This is a genomic window from Dongia mobilis (genome assembly GCF_004363235.1).
Taxonomy (GTDB): Bacteria; Pseudomonadota; Alphaproteobacteria; order Dongiales; family Dongiaceae; genus Dongia; species Dongia mobilis.
Map to the genome: position 1 here is coordinate 67,200 of NZ_SNYW01000010.1, position 20,323 is coordinate 87,522.

The window sequence follows — 20,323 nt, forward strand, 5'->3', positions numbered from 1 at the left end:
ACCGGAGATAGCCAGGTACCAGCCCGGCGGGTGCATGCCGGGGCAAGCAGGCAGGATGGACATCTGCGTGGCAGAAAACTGGGACGGGGAAATCCTCTACCTGCCCGAGCCGACCGGGCAGTCGGCGATGATTGCGCAGGTGCGCGACTACTGGCGCGCGCAATGCCGCGATGGGCGCTTTCCCCGACGCGGTGACATTGATCCCCTCGGCCTCCGCGGTGTCCTGCCCTATCTCTCGATCATGGAATTCGCCCCGCCCACGCCCCGGGGCGACCCGTTTCGCATCAAGTTTCGCCTGGTCGGCAGTGAGCTTGCCCGCTTTTATGGTAGCGAAGTCACCGGCAAATGGCTGGACGAGATTCCGGATTGGAGCGACGTGGATACCGCCGATACGCTTGCCGTCTTTCGTCGCGTCTATGACAGCGCAGCCCCGGTCTACGGCCTCTCGCTTTGCCTCTGGGAAGAGAACCCAGATCATGTCTTCGAGTTCGGCTGCTTTCCCCTCTCAGAGGACGGCCGCAATGTCACGCATTGCCTCGGCATCGACGACTACACCATGATCGCGCCCCGTCCCCCGCGCGCCATCTGACACCCGGCTGCATTCTCCGGTTGCAGAATCGCAAGCCGCCAAATCAAAAAAGTAACATATATCGGGATCGACAGATTGGCCGGCTTGTGTTTGCATGCGCCTCCTGTCGTCGGTCGCATATCGGGCCGCCCGCATACATAACCCAGCAATCGCATGAACGAGAGCCACTTCACCGATCCGTCCCTGTGGGACGGGGAAGTCCTCTATCTGCCGCGACCAACCGGCCGGTCGCAGATGATCGCGACGGTGCATGCCTATTGGCACGGCCGACGTGGGGGCAAGAAATTCCCCACCCGCGGTGATATCGATCCGCTGGCCCTGGGACCGGCCCTACTCCCCTACCTCTCCCTGGTCACGATCGAGCGAGATCCCTTCCGCGTCCAGTACCGCCTGGTCGGCACCGAGGTTGCGCGCTTCTATGGCGCCGAAATGCGCGGCCGCTGGGTCGACCAGATGAACGACATCTGGCCCCACCAGGACATCGTCGATACCCACGAGACCTACCGGCGCATCGTCGAATCCGGTGCGCCGCAATTCGGCCTGTCGCTGATCGAATGGCAGGAACGACCCGACCATATCTTTGAATTTGCCCGCTTTCCGATTGCCGAGGACGGCACCACCATCACCCATTGCCTCGGGCTGGACGATTTCACCATGATCGAGCCGGCACGAGGCTGCGCGGTTTAGGCCGCGTCAAGAAAAAGGGCGCTCTCACGAGCGCCCTAATTTTTTTAATCCGATCAGACATTGCTGTCGGGAACCGCCGCCTTTTTCCTGGCGATGTATTCCTGCAAGGCTTCGTCGACCGCGGGATCGAGGGGCGGGGCTTCGTACTCGTTCAGCATGCGTTTGAAGATCTTGTTGGCGCGCTGTGCGGCATCGAGGCTGCCTTCCGCTTCCCACTGCTCGAACGAATTGTTGTCGGCGATGTTGGAGCGGTAGAAGGCCGTCTCGAAATTGGCCTGGGTATGCGAACAGCCGAGGAAATGGCTGCCCGGCCCGACTTCGCGGATGGCGTCGAGCGCCTGGCCGTTCTCGGAAAGGTCAATGCCCCTCGCCAGCGTCTGCATCATGCCCAGCTGGTCGGCATCCATGATGAACTTCTCATAGCCGGCCGAGAGGCCGCCTTCCAGCCAGCCGGCGCCATGCAGCACGAAATTGGTGCCGGCCTGGAGGGTCGGCAGCAGGGTCTGGGCGCTTTCATAGGCGGCCTGGGCGTCGGCGATCTTGGAGCCGCAGAGCGAGCCGCCGGTGCGGAACGGAATGCCGAGGCGACGCGCCAGCTGGGCGGCGGCGAGGCTCACCAGGGTGGGTTCCGGCGTGCCGAAGGTTGGCGCCCCCGATTGCATGGAGATGGAGGAGGCGAAGACGCCGAAGATCACCGGAGCACCGGGGTTATAGAGTTGCGAGGTGCCGGCACCGGCCAGCACTTCCGCCAGCACCTGGGCGAGCGTCCCCGCCGCTGTCACCGGGCTCATGGCGCCCGCCAGGATGAAGGGCGTGGTGATGCAGGCCTGATTGGCGCGGGCATAGACCTTCATCGCCCCCAGCATGGTACCGTCCCAGACCATCGGCGAATTGGCATTGATCAGGCTGGTGATGACCGTGTTCTTGGCGACGAAATCGGCGCCGAACAGGATCTTCGCCATCTCGACCGTGTCCTCGGCGCGTTCCGGCGCCGTGACCGAGCCCATGAACGGCTTGTCTGAGAGTTTCATGTGGCTGTAGACCATGTCGAGGTGCCGCTTGTTGACCGGCAGATCGACCGGCTCGCAGACCGTGCCGCCCGAATGATGGATCGAGGGCGACATATAGGCGAGCTTCACGAAGTTCTGGAAATCGGCAATGGTCGCATAGCGGCGGCCGCCATCCAGATCGCGCACGAAGGGCGGGCCGTAGACCGGGGCGAAGACGGTGGCATTGCCGCCGATCTGCACATTGCGTTCCGGGTTGCGGGCATACTGGATGTATTCCTTCGGCGCCGATTTCTGGATGATCGAGCGCGCCAGGCCGCGCGGAAACTTGATGCGCGTGCCCTTCACATCGGCGCCGGCCTTTTTCCACAGTTCCAGCGCCTCCGGCTCGTCGCGGAACTCGATGCCGACCTCCTGCAGGATGGTGTCGGCATTGCGCTCGATGATGGAAAGGCCCTCCTCGTCCAGCACCGTCACCAGCGGAATCTTGCGGACGATATAGGGGTTCTGGACGATCGTCGGCTTCTGGCGCAGGGCCCGGCGCGCATCGGCGCCGCCGCGCGTCCGGCGCCCGGTCACGGGCTGGCCTTCGACGGCTTCTGGGATCTGTTCCGCACTGGACATGATGGGCTGCCTTTCGCTTGAAGCAAACTAATGCCGGGATGACAAAATCTTCCGCCATTTCGCCCCGGAGGCCCAGTCTGCTCTAGCGAAGGCGCGACAAGGCTTAACCGGATCGCGCCAAAGGCGTCATGCCTGAACGTCTTGATTTTGCGAGGCAATGGCTGGAATTATCCGGTTTGCGCCATGATTTCCGCTGGTTGGTGTCCGACTTGTCGCCGGGCATTTTGGGAATGTCGCAAACAGGCGGCAATCGGGACGGGGCCGTCTTATAGTCGGGCAAAATTCCACCCCAATTTCCACTATCGGAGTCATGGGCAAATGGCAGAGTTTCCGGCAAGGGCCAAGGTCGTCATCGTCGGCCTCGGCGGCATCGTGGGCGCATCGGTCGCCCACCACCTGATCGAGCGCGGCTGGGACGACATCGTCGGCATCGACAAGTCCGGTGTCCCCACCGATATCGGCTCGACCGCCCATGCCTCCGATTTCTGCTACATGACCAGCCACGATTTCCTCTCCTGCTGGTCTTCGCTCTATTCCATCGATTTCTATTCCAAACTCGGCCATTACGAGCGCATCGGCGGCCTGGAAGTGGCGCGTGTCGGCGATGACGGCCGCATGGACGAGATCAAGCGTAAGGTGGCCTCCGCCAAGGCCTTCGGCACCCGCGCGCGGCTGGTGGGCCCGGCCGAGATCAAGAAGAAATTCCCGTTGATCGAGGAAGACAAGGTCCAGGGCGGCCTGTGGGACCCCGATGCCGGCCTTGTCATCCCGCGGTCCCAGACTGTCGCCGGCAAGCTGGTCAACCAGGCTGAGGCCGCCGGCAAGCTCAAGGTCTTCGCCCATACCTCGGCCAAGTCGCTGGTGATCGAGAATGGCCGCATCAAGGGCGTCGTGACCGAGAAGGGCACGATCATGGCGGATTACGTCGTGGTCTGCGCTGGCCTCTGGGGCCGCCTCATCGCCGAGATGGCGGGCGAGGATCTGCCGGTCATGCCGGTCGACCACCCGCTCACCTTCTTCGGGCCCTATACCGAGTTCGCCAATACCGGCAAGGAGATCGGCTGGCCGCTGCTGCGCGACCAGGGCAACTCCGCCTATATGCGCGACACCGGCGATCCCAAGACCGCCGAGGGCGGCATGATCGAATGGGGCTATTACGAGGAGAAGAACCCGCGCCTGGTCCACCCGCGCGATCTTCTCGAAAAGGAACAGGCCCGCCTCTCCCCCTCGCAGCGCGACCTGGAGATGGACCAGATCATCGAGCCCCTGGAACGCGCCATCGAGCTGACGCCGATCCTGGCCGAGCTCGGCTATGAGGAAAAGCGCTCCTTCAACGGCCTCCTCCAGGTGACCACCGATGGCGGCCCCTCGATCGGCGAAAGCCAGAAGGTGCGCGGCCTCTGGTACGCGGTCGGCATCTGGGTGAAGGACGGCCCCGGCATGGGCAAGCTGGTCGCCGACTGGATGACCGATGGCCGTACCCCCATCGACCACAACCGCATCGACTTCGCCCGCTTCTATCCGCACATGCTGGAGGAGAAGTTCATCGAGGGCCGCTGCGGTGAGGCGGCGCGCAAGATCTACAATCCCGCCGTCCATCCACGCGAGCCCTATGACACCGGCCGCAACGTCAAGCGCTCGCCCTTCTACGAGCGCGAAGTGGAGCTGGGCGGCTATTTCATGGAACTGGGCGGCTGGGAGCGCGCCCATGGCTACAAGGCCAACGAGCATCTGCTGGAGAAATACGGCGACCGTGTGCCGGTCCGCGCCAATGAATGGGATAACCGCCATTTCTGGCGCGTCTCCAATGCCGAGCATCTCGCCATGAGCGAGGATTGCGGCATCGTCAATCTCTCGCACTTCTACATGTTCGACGTCGAAGGCCCGGACCATGTCGAGCTGATGGAATGGATCTGTGCCGCCAAGATCGGCGGCGATGCCAATATCGGCAAGGGCATCTATACGCATTTCCTCGATGACGAGGGCATGGTGCGCGCCGATCTCACCGTCATCCGGATGGCCGATCGCATCCGCGTCATAGACGGCGCCGATGCCGGCCCACGCGATTTCCACTATGTCCGCCGCATGGCCGAGGACAAGGGGATGAACGTCAAGGTGACCGACGTCTCCACGCAATACGTCACCATCGGCATCTGGGGTCCCAACGCCCGCACCACCCTGCAAAAGGTCGTCGAGGACCCGGCCGGACTCGAACCCGCCGCCTTCCCCTTCGCCGCCATCAAGCAGATCAAGATCGGCGGCAAGCCGGTCACCGCCTTCCGCATCTCCTATGTCGGCGAGCAGGGCTGGGAATTGCACATGCGCTACGAGGACGGCCTCGCCGTGTGGGACGCGCTGCGCTCGACCGGTGTGATGGCCTTCGGTGTCGAGACCTACGCCAACAGCCGCCGCATGGAGAAGAGCCTGCGCCTGCAGAACGCCGATCTCCTCACCGAGTACAACCTGATCGAAAGCGACCTGCAGCGCCCCAAGGTCAAGGAACCGGATTTCCGGGGCAAGGCGGCCAATATCAGGCACCGCGCGCTGCCCAACCAGGTGGCGATGCTCTGCACCCTCGTCATGACCGAGAACACGGATAGCAAGGGTGTGGCCCGCTATCCCGTCGGCATTCTGCCGGTGATGGACCCGGCGACCGGGGAGACGCTGGTGGATGAACTGGGCCGCCGCTCCTTCACCACCTCGATCGCCTATGGCCCCACCATCGGCAAGAACATCGCCCTTGCCTATCTCCCCTGGTCCTACTGCCAGGTGGGCCGCAAGCTGATCGTCGAATATTTCGGCGAGACCTACCCGGTCGAGGTGGCTGGCGTGGGCTACAAGCCGCTCTACGATCCGGAAAACCTCAAGCCGCGCACGTAAGGCGCCGGATCCCCCCCCCAGAATAAAACGCCCCGGCCGCAAGACCGGGGCGTTTTTTGTGCTTGCTACCAGACCACTCTCGCCATAGCTTTTTCTAGTTTAAGGAGAAGACGTTGATGAATATTCAAGACGAACTCGTCAAGGCGTCGCTCAAGACATCCAGCGCGATGGACCCGTTGCTCGGCCGGGCATTGAACATGTTTCTCGGAGCAATCCTGATCGCGGTGATCTGGGTGGTGGAATTCGTAGCGATCATGGCTCTCGGCCAGATGGTTGCCGATCTCGCATCGCCGGACGATTCGTTTCCCTATCTACTATCTTACGCGCTGCTGCTGATCTTCATTGGCCTTTCGGTACTTGTCTCCCTTGGCATGTGCTTGCAGCAATCCGATGACCTGCGGCTGACATTGCTGGCGGCCTGTCGCTGGTCGGCGCCGGGTATGATTGTTGGGCTTGTCAAATGGTGCATTCGCCGGACGCTTGCACGCTAGCGACGCCCGGCCGCAAGACCTGCGCGCCGTTTCTGCCTCTATACACTGACCCCTGTTATTGTCATGGCCCGCGCAGGCGGGCCATCCACGCGCTTGTTGACATAGGATAAAGGAAATTCTTGGGTGCCCCTCCTGCACGTGGCATGACAAAGTTCGCTGCCACTATTGGAGTCGCTTAAATGCCCACCCGCCGCTTTCCCGCCCCCACTTCCGTCAGCCGCCGCGCCCGGACCGTGCTGAATGCGGCGCCGGCACTCACGGCACGGTCGATGGAACTCGCCGCCCTCAATGAGCGGCGGCGCGAAACCTTCGCTCTTTATGCGCCGCAGGGGGAGAAGTGGCTTTCGAAGCTCGGCGGCCGGTCGGTGCATGCGACGCTCGGCGGCGTGCGGGTGCAGGTGGTGCACCCCAGGGAAAAGCGCGGCGATGACGTCGTGCTCTATCTCTTCGGCGGCGGCTATGTGCAGGGGACACCGGAGGAGGACCTCTGTGTCACCGCGACCATCGCCCATGAGACCGGCCGTGTCGTCTATGCGCCTGCCTACCGCCTCGCCCCGGAGCATCCCTATCCGGCAGCGCTCGAGGATGCGCTCAACGTCTATCGCGCCCTCCTCGCCAGCCATGGTGCTGCCGCGATCACGCTGATGGGGGAATCCGCCGGGGCCGGGCTGGCCCTCTGCCTCGCTTTGGCGGCGTCACGGGACGCGCTGGCGCTGCCGGCAAAGCTGGTCCTGCTCTCACCCTGGTCTGACCTCAGTGCGACCGGCGACACCATTGCGACCTTGAAGGGCATCGACCCCTTTCTCGATTACGAGGTGACGCTGGAGGGCCCCGCCTGCGCCTATGCGGGCCCACGCGACCTCAAGGATCCGCTGATTTCGCCACTCTATGCCGAATTCCCGGCGAACTTCCCGAAGACGCTGATCACCACCGGCACGCGCGACCTCTTCCTCTCCGATTGCGCGCGACTGTCCACGAAGATGCGGGCCGCCGGGATCGAAGCGGAACTGCGCGTCTGGGAGGGCATGTGGCACGTCTTCGAGTTCTACATCGACCTGCCCGAAGCCCGCGCCTCGCTCAGGGAGATCGCTGCATTCATTGCCGGCTGACTTCAGCCACGGCGCATCACGCGCCGGGAACCAGCATGCGCTTCAGCGTATTGTCCCGAAACAGGAAATGATGAGCCAGCGCACCCAGAGCGTGGATCACGATAAAGGCGATGAAGAGCGGCTTGCCGATTTCGTGAATCTCGCCGAAATCCTCGGAGACATAGATCGCGAGCAGGCCGGTTGCCGGCACCGCGACAAGGAGCAGATAGAAGATTCCATGGACGATGCGGGCGGCGATAACGGACCAGCCATGGCCGAGCGGCGCCGGCGCGCCGCGCCTTGCCATCAGCAGGACGCGCAGTGCCACCAGCGCCAGAATGGCGATGCCGACCCAATAATGCGCTTCGGCCATGAACTGTTCGGCGGCCGAAACCAACTTTCCTTCCGCCGCCTCTTCCATCGCCTCGCCCATGCTTTCGCCGAATATCAGCTGGAACAGAACCAGTGCCGCGATGAGCCAGTGGAGCAGAATCTGCGAACCCGAATACCCGCGGCGTGGGTGCCCGTTTGTTTGTACCTGTGCCATGACGGTTTTCTCCTTGAGGCAGCAACTGGCTGAATTCTGACGGGATGATCCGACCGGTTCGTTGATCTGCCGCAACAACCCTAGGCGCATCCGGGTGACGGTTCGCTGACTCCGCAAGGTCCTCCGCCTTCCCCTTGGGCGCTTGCCGGGCTAGCCTGTCGGCAAATGTCACGCAGGAGGCAGGCCATGGCCGAAGGCAACACCATTCCCGGAACCATCATGCGCGACGACCATGTCCCGGCCGGACAACCCTGGGACGGCATCGTCCGCCGTGGCCAGGTGCTTCGGGTGATCGACCTTGAGGGTCACCAGGGGGTGGATTTCCTTTGCTACAATGCCGAAAATCCGGAAGAGCGCTATCACGCGCCCAATACCCTCAAGAAGAGCCAAACCCTGAAGCTGACCAGGGGGCACACGCTCTATTCCGACATCGCGCGGCCGATGTTCACGATCGTCGAGGACAGTTATGGCGGGCACGACACCATCGCCGGCTGCTGCTCCGGCCCGTCGAACCAGATGCTCTATGGCGTCGCCGGCACCACCGGCTGCCGCGAGAATTTCCTCGCCGCCCTGGGGCGCCACGGGCTCGGCCGCAGGGATATCGTGCCCAACGTCAATTTCTTCTGTACGGTCCCGGTCGATGACCGCCGGCTTGCCGATACGGTCTTCGTCGCCGGCCCGGCCCAGGCCGGCGACTACATCGATCTGCGCGCCGAGATGGATGCGCTGGCGGTGATTTCCAACTGTCCGCAGGTCAACAACCCCTGCAACGACGGCAAGCCCAAGCCGATCCGGGTGGTCATCTGGCAGCCGTGACCAAGCGGGCGGGCTCGAACTCATCCCCCCGAGAGGGTGGGTACAAGCCGTCCATGCTGCTGGCGCAAGGCTGCCTTCCGCCGCCAGTTTTCGATTGCATTGCGACCGGTTCGCAATATATCCAGTTCAATTACCACTAGGGCGGTTATTTTCCATATTTAATGTGTTGTTAACTCTGCCCTCGTGGTTGAATTCCGGTCGCATCCCGGCTAGACAGCCGGGCAACCGGATTTATGCTGCGCCGCAACAGACGGCGCGGCGCGACATCATCAAGCGACGGATATCATGAGCAATCTGCTGACGGCCGAAGTCACCGACGTGCATCACTGGACCGACCGGCTGTTCACCTTCAAGACCACGCGTGACCCCGCTTTCCGCTTTGCCAGCGGCCAGTTCACGATGATCGGGCTCGAGGTCAACGGCAAGCCGCTGCTGAGGGCCTATTCCATCGCCAGTGCCGCCTATGAGGACATGCTCGAATTCCTCTCGATCAAGGTGCCGGACGGCCCCCTCACCTCGCGCCTGCAGCATCTGAAAGCCGGCGACAAAATCCTGGTCGGGCGCAAGGCGACCGGCACGCTGCTGCCGACCAACCTGCTGCCGGGCAAGCATCTCTATCTGCTCGGCACCGGCACGGGGCTTGCGCCCTTCATGAGCCTGGTGAAGGACCCCGAGGTCTATGACCATTACGAGAAGATCGTCCTCGTGCATGGCGTGCGCCACATCAACGAACTAGCCTATGCCGATTTCCTGGAGAAGGAACTGCCGGCCCATGAATTGATCGGCGATCTGGTGCGCGAGAAGCTGATCTACTATCCGACCGTGACGCGCGAGCCCTTCAGGCATAACGGCCGCATCACGCTTCTCATCGAGAACGGTAAGCTGTGCGACGACATCGGCCTGCCCCAGCTCAACGCGGAGGAAGACCGCGTCATGCTGTGCGGGTCGCCCGCCATGCTGGCCGATCTGCGCCCGCTCTTCGAGACGCGCGGCTTCACCGAAGGCAGCGTCGCCCAGCCCGGCCATTACGTGATCGAGAAGGCCTTCGCCGAGCAGTAGAGCCCGCCGGAATCAGTAATCCCATTCCCAGTTGATGCCGGCCTTGCCGGCATCGGCGCCGAGCTCGGTTTCCAGCTTGATGTTGTCGGTCATGTCGATCTCGACCTGGGCGGCGCTGGAATTTGCCGCCGAACCCTGCTTGACGCCGACATAGACGCGGTCGGTAACATAGCGACCGGCGGAGAGGCTGGGCCCGGTCTTGCCATCGCCGGCATTGACGCTGAGGTGATCGAGGCCGGTGGCACCGCGGATCGCATCCAGCATGCCGATTCCAGTACTGACGCCCGCCAGTTCCGCCGCTGCCTGAGCCAGCTGCAGCGCCTCGAAGGCAGTGAGCTCGCCGCTCGATTTTTCGAACAGCAATTGCGACAGCACCTCGTCCTCGGGCAATGTCGGTGTCGAGCTCAGGGAAATCTTCGGCTGGCTGGCGCGGTTGCCGACATTGATCGAGATGTCATAGGCATCGACCTTCGACACGGCCTCGAAATCCAGGATCGGGTCGATCTTTTCGCCACCGTCGAATTCCACCCGGCCGCGATTGAAGGTCAGCCGACGGCCGACAATGTCGAAGGTGCCGCGCCGCATGCCGACCTCGCCGGTGACGATCGGCAGATCGGCGGTACCCGCTACCTTGAGCGATCCTTCCATCTCCGTTTCCAGGCCGCGGCCGCGGATCATCATCTGCCGCACGTCGATCCTGACATCGAGATTGATCGCAACGGTCCTGGGCGGCTGCGCCTTTGCGGCCTTGATCGCCCGCGCCCGTTCCGGCGGCGCATTCACCTCGATCACCTCGATCTCCTGGACGCTCGCCGGCAGGCGGTCGGGAATGCGGATTTCCGATTTCGGTACGCTGACCCTGCCGGCGAGGCTCAGTTCCTGCTTCACCGTGCCGATGATCCCGAGATCGGCATCGACCACGGCGCGCGCCAGATCGGTGTCGATCACCAGGGCGCGCTCCAGCTTCACGGCGATCTCGACCGGCATGTCGCCGCCCAGCGTGATGCCGCCATTGCCGCTGATCCGGCCCTTGCCCGGCGTACGCGCCGTCAGCGACGCGATTTCGAGGCGGTCGCCGTTGCCACGCACCTCCATCGCCATGCCACGCAGCTTGATGCCGTAGCGCAGATTGTCATAGCGCCCCTCCGAAAGTACGGCGCTGCCGGCGGCGTTGGGATTGGCGAGCGTGCCCCTGGCGGCAAGATCGACTGTCAGTTTGCCGGCGATGCGGTCGGCACCACCCGCCAGCAGGCGGTTGACGACGGCAAGGTCCAGATCGCCCGCCGCCCGCGCATCGAGCGCGGCATCTTCGTCCAGCCGCGGCAGGCCGCTCGCCGGATCGGCCGGCAGGCCGAGTGCCGCAGTAAGATCGAGGCCACCGCCGGTCGAGAAATCCACCCGGCTCGTCGCCTGCAGTCGGTCGTCGCGCCAGGCGCCGCGCAGATTGGCACCGATGGTGAGACCGCTCGTCCGGTCGAGAGCGATGTCCGACGCCGAAAGGTCGAAATCCGCCACGGGCGTGCCGGCCGGACCACCCAGCGACAGATTGCCGTCGATCGTACCCGCCACCTGCTGGGCGGGATCGACCATCCGCAGGATGCCGAGGGACAGCCGGTTGATGCGCAGAGCGAGATCATTGCCCACCGGCGACAGGCTACCATCCAGCGCCATGCCACCATCGCCATAGCCGAGGTCGAGTCCGGCAATCTCGACCCTCTCCCCGGCCAGGACGATGCGCGCCGGCTGCCTGAGCGCCAGCGTTTCGCCACGTAGGGTCGCGCGCAAGGACGCGATCTCCGCCGCGATCTGCTCGGGCGATCGCGCCAGATCGGCCTGCATGTCCAGGCTCGCTTCGGGTCCGGCGGCCGCGAGATCGACATCCATGGCCGCCGCATCGCCTCTTGCCGTCAGCGCCACATTGTCAAACTGGATCTGCGGCGTCACTAGGGCCGCGACGTCCAAGCGTGCATCGATGGCCTGCATACCGCTCGCATCCGCAACACTGCCGACGACCCGGATGCTGCCGATCCGCAAGTCTTCCGACAGGGCGATGCCGCTCGCGGTCAGGTCAAGCTCCACATCCTGCTGACCGCCACCATCGCGGAGGGCGATGTCGCCCAGGACCGAACCATCGAGATCGCTGCCGACCAGCGGCGCATAGGGAGCGAGCGAGGATATCGCGAGCTTCAACTTGCCATCGGCAACACCGTTCAAGACACGCACAGCTCCGCTCACCGCACTCGGCCCATGCTGCAAGGCGAGATTGTCGATCCGGATCGCGCCGCTTGCTGCTTCCGTTGCCACCGCAAGTCGCAAGCGTGCGGGATAGCCGAGCAAGTCGGCATTGCCACTGATACTGGCCTGCGGTGCCGTCGCCAGATCGCTTGCCGTCAGATTGACCTTGAGATTGTCCGCCGCGATGTCGCCAAAGCCGAGGCGTGGTGAAGAAAGGTCGGCCTGCAGGCGCGGCGCCGCCAGGGTGCCGTCGACCGCGGCCTTCAGGTTGAGCGCGCCGCTGGCGCCGGGATCGATGGCGGCCAGATCGGCGATGTTGATATCGGCGGTGAGGCTGGTCTGCGCTGGCATGACCGCACCCTTGGCCGTCACCGTCACTGCCTGCCCCTGGAGCGAGAGGGATTGCACGTCGATGCTGGCATCGGCGCCGCGGCTGAAGGCGGCGACAATCTGCGGCGCCGGCCCCAGCAATCCATCCACCTGCGAGACACCCGTCGCGAGCGCACTTGCCCGGGCGTCGAGATCGACCGACATTGCCCCGGCATCCATGGTAAGGCCGAGATCGGCGGCGATCGCGCCAGAGAGGTTCATCGTGCCCGCCTTCCCCACCCGCGCCAGATCCGAAGCGGTCAGGTGCAGGGCCGCGGTCAGGCCAGCACCCCAGTTTTCCGCCACCGCATGGCCGTTGAGCGCCACCGGCCCGGCGACGAGATCCAAGGAGTCCAGCAGCGCATTGCCGGCAAGATCGAGCGTGCCATTCACCCCCAGCGTGATGCCATCGGCCAGCAGCGCATCGGCTTGCGCCTGACCGAGGCTGATCCCCGCGGCGTTCAGCAGGGCGTCGAAGGCGATCGGCTCCTGCAGGAGATCGTCGCCGCTCAGCGTCAGGGCGAGATCGCTCGTCGCCACCCTGTTCCCCAGTGCAGCGAGCGACAGGACGGAGGCGGCAAGATCAATATCCAGCGCCGGCCAGGTGCCGGTCGCCCTGCCATCAAGGGCAATGCTCTCGAATGCGATATCCGGCAGAAGGCCGGCCAGGATTGCGGGAGTGTCCGCCCGGATCGAAATGCCGAGATCGCTGCCGCCTTGCAGACCGATCCGGCCCTTGGCCGAGATGTGTGCCGCCTCGCTGTCGATATTCAACGCGGCAAGATCGATTGCCTCGGCATCCGCCGGTATGGCGGCCGCCATCACGATATCGAGGCCGCCTGCCAGGATCGGGCGCAGGTCGGGCGGCAATAGCGGCGCAGGCATCAAGCTCGCGGCCAGTTCGATATCGTGCCGCTCCCGTCCCTTCACGCCGGCAGTGAGTTCCATTAGGCTGTTGCCGTTGAGCGTAGCAGCGAGCCGACCCTGCCAGTCGGAGAGCGGACCGGCCCCGCTTGCCTCGATCCTGAGATCGGGAGCATCGGCGAGGCCAAGCGTCTTGGTGAGCAGGCCGCCCCGCGGCTCATGGATCGCCAAGTCGACATCGAGCTTGTCGAGTGCAGGCAGGAAGGTGATGGCTACCGTGATGTTGTCGGTGGGCCCGCCCATGCGCCGCAGATCGAGATCGAGCGCCAGACCGGCCGCCGCATCGCCGAGTTGCGCCTTCGCCGCCAGCGTGAACTGCGCCGGTTCGCCGAGGAACGCATCCGCCAATGCGATCTCTGCGACCGTCAGGCTGCCGAGGTCGATGGCGACCGGCAGGCTGGGCCAGGTGAAGGGCTCGTCTTTCGGCGGCTCGGGGGATGCCGAAGCTGCCGGCGATCGCGACAGGTCGATGCGATTGACGGCGATCCGGTCGATCGCCGCGCGTCCGGCGAGGAGCGCCAGCGGCGACCAGGATATCTCGACACGGTCGATGCCGAGCCAATCTCCTTCCCGATCGGAAAGCGCCAGGTCGGACAGGCTGAAATCGATCGGCAGGAAACCCTCGATCGCGCCGATCTTCAAGCCACTCTCCGGCGTGGTCGCGGCAGCCTCGATCTCGGCTATCAGCAGCGCGCGTCCGTGATCGGTCTGCAGATAGACAAGTGCGCCAACCAGAACCAGCGCGATCGAGAGCAGCGCGAGACCGGCATATCTCAGCGCGCGCCGCATCAGAAGGCCTGGCCGATGCTGATGTAGAAGGCGGCGAATTCGTCGTCGTCGCGCGGGTTGAGCGGCACCGCGATATCGGCGCGGATCGGGCCGATGGCGGTGTAGTAGCGGAAACCGAGGCCGGCGGCAAACTGGACCTCCTCGTCGAAGCCGTAGAAGACGTCGTCGGACACCGTGCCGAAATCAAGGAAAGGCACCAGGCCGAAATTGTCGAGAAAGCGATAGCGCAATTCGATGCTGCCGGTGACCAGCGACCGGCCGCCCAGAGGCTCGTCATCCGCGTCCAGCGGGCTGATGGAGCGGAACTCATAGCCGCGGACCGAGCCACCACCACCGGCATAGAGGCGCCGGTCGGCCGGCAGATCGGCCGTATCCCCGCCGAAGACATTGGCAAGGCCGAGGCGACCGGCCAGCACCACATCCCCCTCGCCCACCATGTTCCAATACGCCGAGAGGTCAGCGCTGGTGCCGAATACGTCCTGGCTGGAGCCGAGGAACTGCGGATAGGCGAAGCCGGACACCACCAGGCGCGTGCCCGAGATCGGGTTGAGGAGGTCCGTCGTCGTGTCATAGCGGAAGGTGCCGCGCGGGCCGACCAGCAGGAAATCATCGGTCTCGCCGTCCTCCGTGATCTGCGAGGCCTCGATATCCATTAAGGCGCCGACGCTCATCTGCTCATTGAGGCGCCGCTCGATTCCTGCCGAACCGCCAATGGCGCGCTTGTCGAAGGTTTCGTCGTCGTTTTCCTCGATGGCGGAGAGATTGAGCAGCAGATCCTGGTCGCGCTCGATGAAATCCGGCTTACGGAAGGCGGCCGAGACAGCGAAGTTGGTATCCGTCAGGTCGTTCTCGCCGAGGCCGCCAACCTCCGCTTCCAGGCGCAGGCGTTCGGCACCGCCGAAGAGATTGCGGTGCCCCCAATAGGCCTTGAGGCCGGCGCCGTCATTGGTCGAATAATTGGCGCCGAAGCCGATGAAGCGCCGCTTGCGCTCGGTCACCTCGATGGCGACCGGCAATTGCCCGTTGGCATCCAGTTCCTTCGCCGTCGTCACCTTGACACTGTCGAAGACGTCGAGGCTCCTGAGATCATCGCGCAGCGCCATGATCTCGGCCGGGCTGTACATCTGACCCGGCCGGAAGGCAGTTCGCTGCTGCATGAAGGCGGGATCGACCTGGGTGAGGCCGCTGATGGTAACGGGCCCCATCGTCGCCTGGGGCCCCGGATCAATGTCAAAGGCGACGGTCACCGTGCCGGTGGCATGATCCACCACGGCCGGCGGCAGATCGACCCTGGCGAAGGGATAACCCTGGGCCAGGATCGCGTTCAGCAGCCGTTCGCGCTCGTTGAGGATGTTGGCGGCCCTGGCCGGATTGCCCGCCTTGATCTGCGGCCCGATCCCGGGTGGCAGGACCACATCGGACCGCGCCGCGCGCACCTCGACCGCCCCAAGGGTGAAAAGCTTGCCTGGCTCGATCCCGATCGCGACCGGCAAAACGCCTTCCGGCGCGACCTCTTCGTCCAGCAGCGCCGGGTCCTCGACATCGCGCCCGGCCACCTGGATGGCGACCGTCCCGCCATAATAGCCGGCGGAGCGCAGCGCCTTTTCGAGCCGCGGCAGGTCGCTTTCGGCGCGGCGCTGCAGGCTGAAGAGATCCTCCGGCGGTATGTCCTTGAGTTCGATCAGGGTGGAACTGGCCTCCACCGCGGATTGCAGCGAGGCGTCCGACAGCGGTGTCACTTCGACCCTGTAATCGAGGGCAGAGGCCGGCAACGCCACCGGCAGCAGAAGGATCTGCGCCGCGATGCGCACTGCCGGGCGCAGTCCGGCCGTCCATCCATCGATATGCAGAACCGATCCCAATTTTGCCCCAACGCCGTCCCGTCAATACGTGGACGCATTGTGGCGGCGTTGGTTCCCGCTGGCGACCCCAAATCTGCCAATTCGGCCAATCAGATAGGGTTTCCTGGATCGGCGCCGAGATGGCGCCGCAATTCAGGCTCGAGCCGGCCAAAGAGCGCCAGGGCCACCATGTGGAAATCCGCCCGGAGGCTCCAGAGCGGGTGACGGAAGGTGGCGGGCCGGTTCCGCTCGATGCAGAAATGGCCGATCCAGGCGAGGCCATAGGCAAACACCAGCGCCCCCGGGACCAGCCATCCAACCTTGAGATAAAGCGCCAGGAGCAAGAGGCCGAGGCCACCCAGCGTCCCTGCCACATGCAGGGCTCGGGTCGCCGGCCGGCTGTGCTCTCGCAGGTACAGGGGCCAGAATTCACCATAAGTCCGTGGGCGTTCAGGCGACATCGCAGCACCTCCCCCGGATCTCAGGCGCCGGCGTGCGCCGGAACCTGATTCCATTATATCCAGATGGCCATATCATGCTTATATTTCAAGGAATTGTGTTATTCTTGACATGCCCCCCAAGGGGCATATATACGCTCCCGGCCAGCGGCACCCCGATGTGTCGCGGCTTTTTCGGGGGCAGATCCGGCCCCTCGCGCGTGGCACCGTAGCTCAGCGGTAGAGCAGGGGAATCATAATCCCTTGGTCGGGGGTTCAAATCCCTCCGGTGCTACCATCTTCCCTCCCCTACCAATGAAATCAGTCGCCGCACCGCATCCGGCGCGATATATGAGCGCGATGCGTCCCGCTCCGCCCGTCCCCGACCAATCCGTCCCCGACCAGTTCGAGATATTCCTGGTGGCCAATCCCGGCTTCGAGGCGACGCTCTGCGCCGAGGCGCGGGCGAAGGGGTTTGCCATGCCCGCCGTGGTTCCAGGTGGTGTCACCATTGCCGGAGGCTGGCCGGAGGTGTGGCGCGCCAATCTGCAATTGCGCGGGGTGAGCCGGGTGCTGGTCCGCATCGCCGCCTTCCCGGTCTTCCACCTGGCGCAACTCGACAAGCGGGCGCGGAAGGTGGAATGGGGGAAATTCCTGAAGAAGGACGAGCCCTTCCAGGTCGAGGCCAGCTGCCGCCATTCCAAGATCTATCACTCGGGCGCCGCAGCTGAGCGGATCAGGAAGGCAATCGAAGCCAGCCTCGGCGCCCAGCCCTCGGCGGACGCCGCCATATCGATCAAGGCGCGGATCGAGGACGACCTTTGTACCATCAGCATCGACACTTCGGGGGAATCGCTGCACAAGCGCGGCCACAAGGAGGCCGTCAACAAGGCCCCGATGCGCGAGACGCTGGCCGCCCTCTTCCTGCAGCAATGCGGTTATGACGGGACCGAGCCGGTGCTGGATCCGATGTGCGGCTCCGGCACCTTCGTGATCGAGGCGGCGGAGATCGCCCTCGGCCTCGATTCCGGCCGGACGCGCAGCTTCGCCTTCGAGAAATTGCCGAGCTTCGACCCAGTCGCCTGGGAAAAACTGAAGGCCGCGACGGCACCGGTGGCAACCGATCTCAAATTCCATGGCTGCGACCGCGATGCCGGCGCCATCGAGATGAGCCGCGCCAACGCCGCGCGCGCCGGCGTCGAAGGCATCACCACCTTTCGCCATTGCGGCGTCACCGCGGCCACGGCGCCTCGCGGCAAGCCCGGCCTTGTCATCGTCAACCCGCCCTATGGCGCACGGCTGGGTGACAAGAAGCGGCTTTATGGCCTCTATCGCTCGCTGGGCGATACCTTGCGCGCGCGCTTTGCCGGCTGGCGCGTCGCCGTCATCACCAGCGATGCGACGCTGGCACGCGCCACCAACCTACCCTTCGGCGAGCCATTCGGCCCGGTATCCCATGGCGGCACACGGGTCCATCTGTTCCAGACCGGGCCGTTGCCGCCGACCAGCGCGATGGCCTAGCGCCGTGCTTCACTCCGGCAGGGCGGAAATCGTGTAGAGGCTGCGCTGCAGCGAGGTCGGCTTGGCTTCAGGCCCGAAACTGTCGGTGAAGATGGTGGCGATGCGCTTCGAGCGATAGAGATGGCTGAGGGCCCGGTCGACGGCGAGCCGCATGTCGTCATCGCCCCGCTTCATGGCCAGCGCATAGGGTTCGATGGAAAGGAAGTTGTCGGCGATCAGCAGCTTGCCCGGCTCCACATTCTTGCCCATCAGGAAAAGCAGGATGGTGCGGTCGGCGAAATAGGCGTCCGTCTCGCCGCGTTCGAGTGCCGCCAGTCCGTCGAGATGACTGCCGACCGGTACCACATCGGCGGTGATCTTCTCGCGCTCCAGCGTGATGCGCAGCGAATCCTCGGTCGTGGTGCCGTCGAGGACGCCCACCTTCTTGCCGGCCAGCCCGTAAATGTCCTGCGGCCCGTCGGGGCGAATGATGAGGCCGGCACCGCTCATGAAGGTCGGAACGGAGAAATCGACCTTCTCGCGGCGCGCCAGCGTGGCGGTGGTCGCCTCGCACAACAAATCGGCCTTGCCGTCAGCGATGGCGTCGAAGCGATTCTCCGCCGTCACCGGGACATACTCGATGCCAAGGTCCGGCAACTGCAGCGCCTGTCTGAGCTCGTCGACGACCGCCTCGCACAGGGCCACGGAATAGCCCTGGTATTTCCCCTGCTCATCCGCCGACGAAAAGGGCGGCGCATCGGCGCGGACGGCCAGGCGGATAGCGTTACTCGACTTGATGTCGCCCAGCACATCCGCAAGCGCGGGCGCAGTGAACACGGAAATCAGAAGGACGGCGAGCAAGGAACGGCAGGCAATCGGTATTCGAGACGTCATGGTCATCCCCCTCGGATCGGCGCTCTGGTCCGGAGCACCTCAATCGCTGAACATTGCGGTCAGTTTCAGGGCTACACCCATACTGCCTTCGACCTTCAGCTTGCCGGTCATGTAGGCCAGCGTGGGGTCGAGCTGCCCTTGCAGCAGTTTCTGCAGGTTTGCGGGATTGATGGTGATGGTGGTGTTGGCATCGCCAAGATCCTTGCCCTCGATCACCGGGGGATGCTCGGTGCCATCCCAGAAGATGATGTCGTCCTCGACCAGAAACTTGACCTTGTAGCCGAGCTTGACGTTCTGCCCGGCGCGCCGGCGCATCTCCTCGATCAGTGCATCGGTCTCCATCAAGCCCCCGTTCGAGATCGTCCGCCCCGTTTCAAGCTGCAGTTGCAGCCTGCCCTACTTCACCCTCGCTTGCCAAGCATTCCGTGGCGGCAATCCAGCCGCCACCCAGGACGCGATCGCCCTGGTAGAAGGCGGCGGCCTGACCCGGTGCCACACCGAACTGCGCCTCGGCCAGCAGCACGCGCGCCGTGCCATCAGAGCCCAGCAGCACGCGCCCCGCCGCCGGCGCGCTCATCGAGCGCAGCTTGACGGAAATCAGTTCGCCGGTCGCCGGAATGGCGCCACCCAGCCAGTTGACCTCGCGCAGATGGACCAGGTTGCGGGCGAGCGCGCTTTTCGGCCCCACGATCACCTGCCTGCGCGCAGTATCCAGGCGCACGACATAGAGCGGCTCGTTATTGGTGCCCTTTTCGTTGACACCAATGCCGCGGCGCTGGCCGATCGTGTAGTGGATGATGCCTTGATGCTTGCCCAGGACGCGGCCGTCGACATGGACGATCTCGCCAGGCGCCGCGGCACCCGGCCGCAAGCGCTCGACGACACTCACATAATTACCGTTGGGCACGAAGCAGATGTCCTGGCTGTCGGGCTTCGCCGCCACCTCGAGGCCGAAGCGTTCCGCCAGCGCGCGCGTCTCCGCCTTCGGCAGATGGCCCAGGGGAAAGCGCAGGTAGTCCAGCTGCTCCTGGGTGGTCGCGAACAGGAAATAGCTCTGGTCGCGGTTGGGGTCGGTGCCGCGATGGAGTTCCGCACCCTGCGCTCCCATTACCCGGCGCACGTAATGCCCGGTGGCGAGGCAATCGCCGCCGAGATCGCGCGCCTGGGCCAGGAGATCGCGGAACTTCACACGCTGGTTGCAGCGCACGCAGGGGATCGGCGTCTCGCCCTTCAAATAGGAATCGGCGAATTCCTGCATCACCGCGTCGGAGAATTTGGTCTCGTAATCCAGCACGAAATGCGGAATGCCGATGCGCTCGGCCACCCGACGCGCGTCATAGATGTCCTGACCGGCGCAGCAGGCACCCTTCTTCGCCAGCGCCACGCCATGATCGTAAAGCTGGAGGGTGACGCCGACCACGTCATAGCCCTCCTCCTTGAGGAGGGCAGCCACGACGGAACTGTCGACGCCGCCGGACATGGCGACGACGACCCGCGTTTCCGCCGGCGCCTTGGCAAAACCCAATGAGTTGAACGATTTGGTCAT

Annotated in this window: 16 protein-coding genes and 1 tRNA gene; 9 read left to right on the top strand and 8 right to left on the bottom strand. The window is 64.4% G+C overall.

What is annotated here, in order from left to right; all coding sequences use genetic code 11:
* Positions 1-67: 67 nt before the first annotated feature.
* Both A8950_RS13410 and A8950_RS13415 read left to right on the top strand, forming a co-directional pair.
* The gene (locus tag A8950_RS13410) at positions 68-589 is read left to right on the top strand and encodes a PAS domain-containing protein (RefSeq protein WP_166645169.1); all 522 of its coding nucleotides are present in this window, start codon (positions 68-70) and stop codon (positions 587-589) included.
* A 153-nt stretch (positions 590-742) separates the two neighbouring features.
* Positions 743-1,276 carry a PAS domain-containing protein gene (locus A8950_RS13415; protein WP_133614192.1) on the top strand — a complete coding sequence of 178 codons (534 nt, stop codon included), beginning with the start codon at positions 743-745 and terminating at the stop codon, positions 1,274-1,276.
* Positions 1,277-1,329: 53 nt separating this feature from the next.
* Here A8950_RS13415 and A8950_RS13420 read toward each other — a convergent pair whose 3' ends face one another.
* Positions 1,330-2,907 (bottom strand): trimethylamine methyltransferase family protein, encoded by a 1,578-nt coding sequence (locus tag A8950_RS13420; protein WP_133614193.1) that lies wholly within the window; start codon positions 2,905-2,907, stop codon positions 1,330-1,332.
* A 318-nt stretch (positions 2,908-3,225) separates the two neighbouring features.
* Between A8950_RS13420 and A8950_RS13425 the strand changes: the two genes are divergently transcribed.
* The 3 genes from A8950_RS13425 (at position 3,226) to A8950_RS13435 (ending at position 7,387) form a co-directional block, all read left to right on the top strand.
* Positions 3,226-5,787: a GcvT family protein gene (locus A8950_RS13425; RefSeq protein ID WP_133614194.1), complete on the top strand. Its 2,562-nt coding sequence runs from the start codon at positions 3,226-3,228 to the stop codon at positions 5,785-5,787.
* 116 nt (positions 5,788-5,903) lie between these two features.
* Positions 5,904-6,278, top strand: a complete 375-nt coding sequence (locus A8950_RS13430; protein WP_133614195.1) for a hypothetical protein — start codon at positions 5,904-5,906, stop codon at positions 6,276-6,278.
* 179 nt (positions 6,279-6,457) lie between these two features.
* Positions 6,458-7,387, top strand: a complete 930-nt coding sequence (locus tag A8950_RS13435; RefSeq protein ID WP_133614196.1) for an alpha/beta hydrolase fold domain-containing protein — start codon at positions 6,458-6,460, stop codon at positions 7,385-7,387.
* Between the two features lie 16 nt (positions 7,388-7,403).
* Here the strand turns inward: A8950_RS13435 and A8950_RS13440 are convergent, their stop codons facing one another.
* Positions 7,404-7,913: a cytochrome b gene (locus A8950_RS13440; protein WP_133614197.1), complete on the bottom strand. Its 510-nt coding sequence runs from the start codon at positions 7,911-7,913 to the stop codon at positions 7,404-7,406.
* Between the two features lie 186 nt (positions 7,914-8,099).
* On the opposite strand from A8950_RS13440, the gene A8950_RS13445 reads away from it, so the two are divergent.
* Positions 8,100-8,729 (top strand): DUF1989 domain-containing protein, encoded by a 630-nt coding sequence (locus A8950_RS13445; protein WP_133614198.1) that lies wholly within the window; start codon positions 8,100-8,102, stop codon positions 8,727-8,729.
* A 285-nt stretch (positions 8,730-9,014) separates the two neighbouring features.
* A complete protein-coding gene (locus A8950_RS13450) occupies positions 9,015-9,788 on the top strand; it encodes a ferredoxin--NADP reductase (RefSeq protein ID WP_133614199.1) in 774 nt (257 codons plus the stop codon).
* A 12-nt stretch (positions 9,789-9,800) separates the two neighbouring features.
* Here A8950_RS13450 and A8950_RS13455 read toward each other — a convergent pair whose 3' ends face one another.
* The 3 genes from A8950_RS13455 to A8950_RS13465 form a co-directional block, all read right to left on the bottom strand.
* Entirely contained in the window at positions 9,801-14,105 is a 4,305-nt protein-coding gene (locus A8950_RS13455) for a translocation/assembly module TamB domain-containing protein (protein WP_133614200.1), read from the bottom strand.
* On the bottom strand, positions 14,105-15,967 hold the full coding sequence (locus tag A8950_RS13460) for an autotransporter assembly complex protein TamA (protein ID WP_133614201.1): 1,863 nt from the start codon (positions 15,965-15,967) through the stop codon (positions 14,105-14,107). Before A8950_RS13460 ends, A8950_RS13455 begins: the two co-directional genes overlap by 1 nt.
* Positions 15,968-16,056: 89 nt before the next feature.
* Positions 16,057-16,407, bottom strand: coding sequence for a DUF962 domain-containing protein (locus A8950_RS13465; RefSeq protein ID WP_133614202.1), 351 nt, complete (start codon positions 16,405-16,407; stop codon positions 16,057-16,059).
* Between the two features lie 199 nt (positions 16,408-16,606).
* On the opposite strand from A8950_RS13465, the gene A8950_RS13470 reads away from it, so the two are divergent.
* Positions 16,607-16,681 (top strand) — tRNA-Met (locus tag A8950_RS13470).
* A 53-nt stretch (positions 16,682-16,734) separates the two neighbouring features.
* On the top strand, positions 16,735-17,904 hold the full coding sequence (locus tag A8950_RS13475; RefSeq protein WP_243735638.1) for a THUMP domain-containing class I SAM-dependent RNA methyltransferase: 1,170 nt from the start codon (positions 16,735-16,737) through the stop codon (positions 17,902-17,904).
* Positions 17,905-17,913: 9 nt separating this feature from the next.
* On the opposite strand, the gene A8950_RS13480 is transcribed toward A8950_RS13475, so the two are convergent.
* From A8950_RS13480 to mnmA, 3 genes are read right to left on the bottom strand one after another with little or no spacing between them, the layout of a single operon-like run.
* Entirely contained in the window at positions 17,914-18,777 is an 864-nt protein-coding gene (locus A8950_RS13480; RefSeq protein ID WP_166645170.1) for an amino acid ABC transporter substrate-binding protein, read from the bottom strand.
* Positions 18,778-18,816: 39 nt separating this feature from the next.
* A complete protein-coding gene (locus tag A8950_RS13485; protein WP_133614204.1) occupies positions 18,817-19,119 on the bottom strand; it encodes an SCP2 sterol-binding domain-containing protein in 303 nt (100 codons plus the stop codon).
* A 31-nt stretch (positions 19,120-19,150) separates the two neighbouring features.
* Positions 19,151-20,323, bottom strand: a complete 1,173-nt coding sequence (mnmA, locus tag A8950_RS13490) for a tRNA 2-thiouridine(34) synthase MnmA (protein WP_133614205.1) — start codon at positions 20,321-20,323, stop codon at positions 19,151-19,153.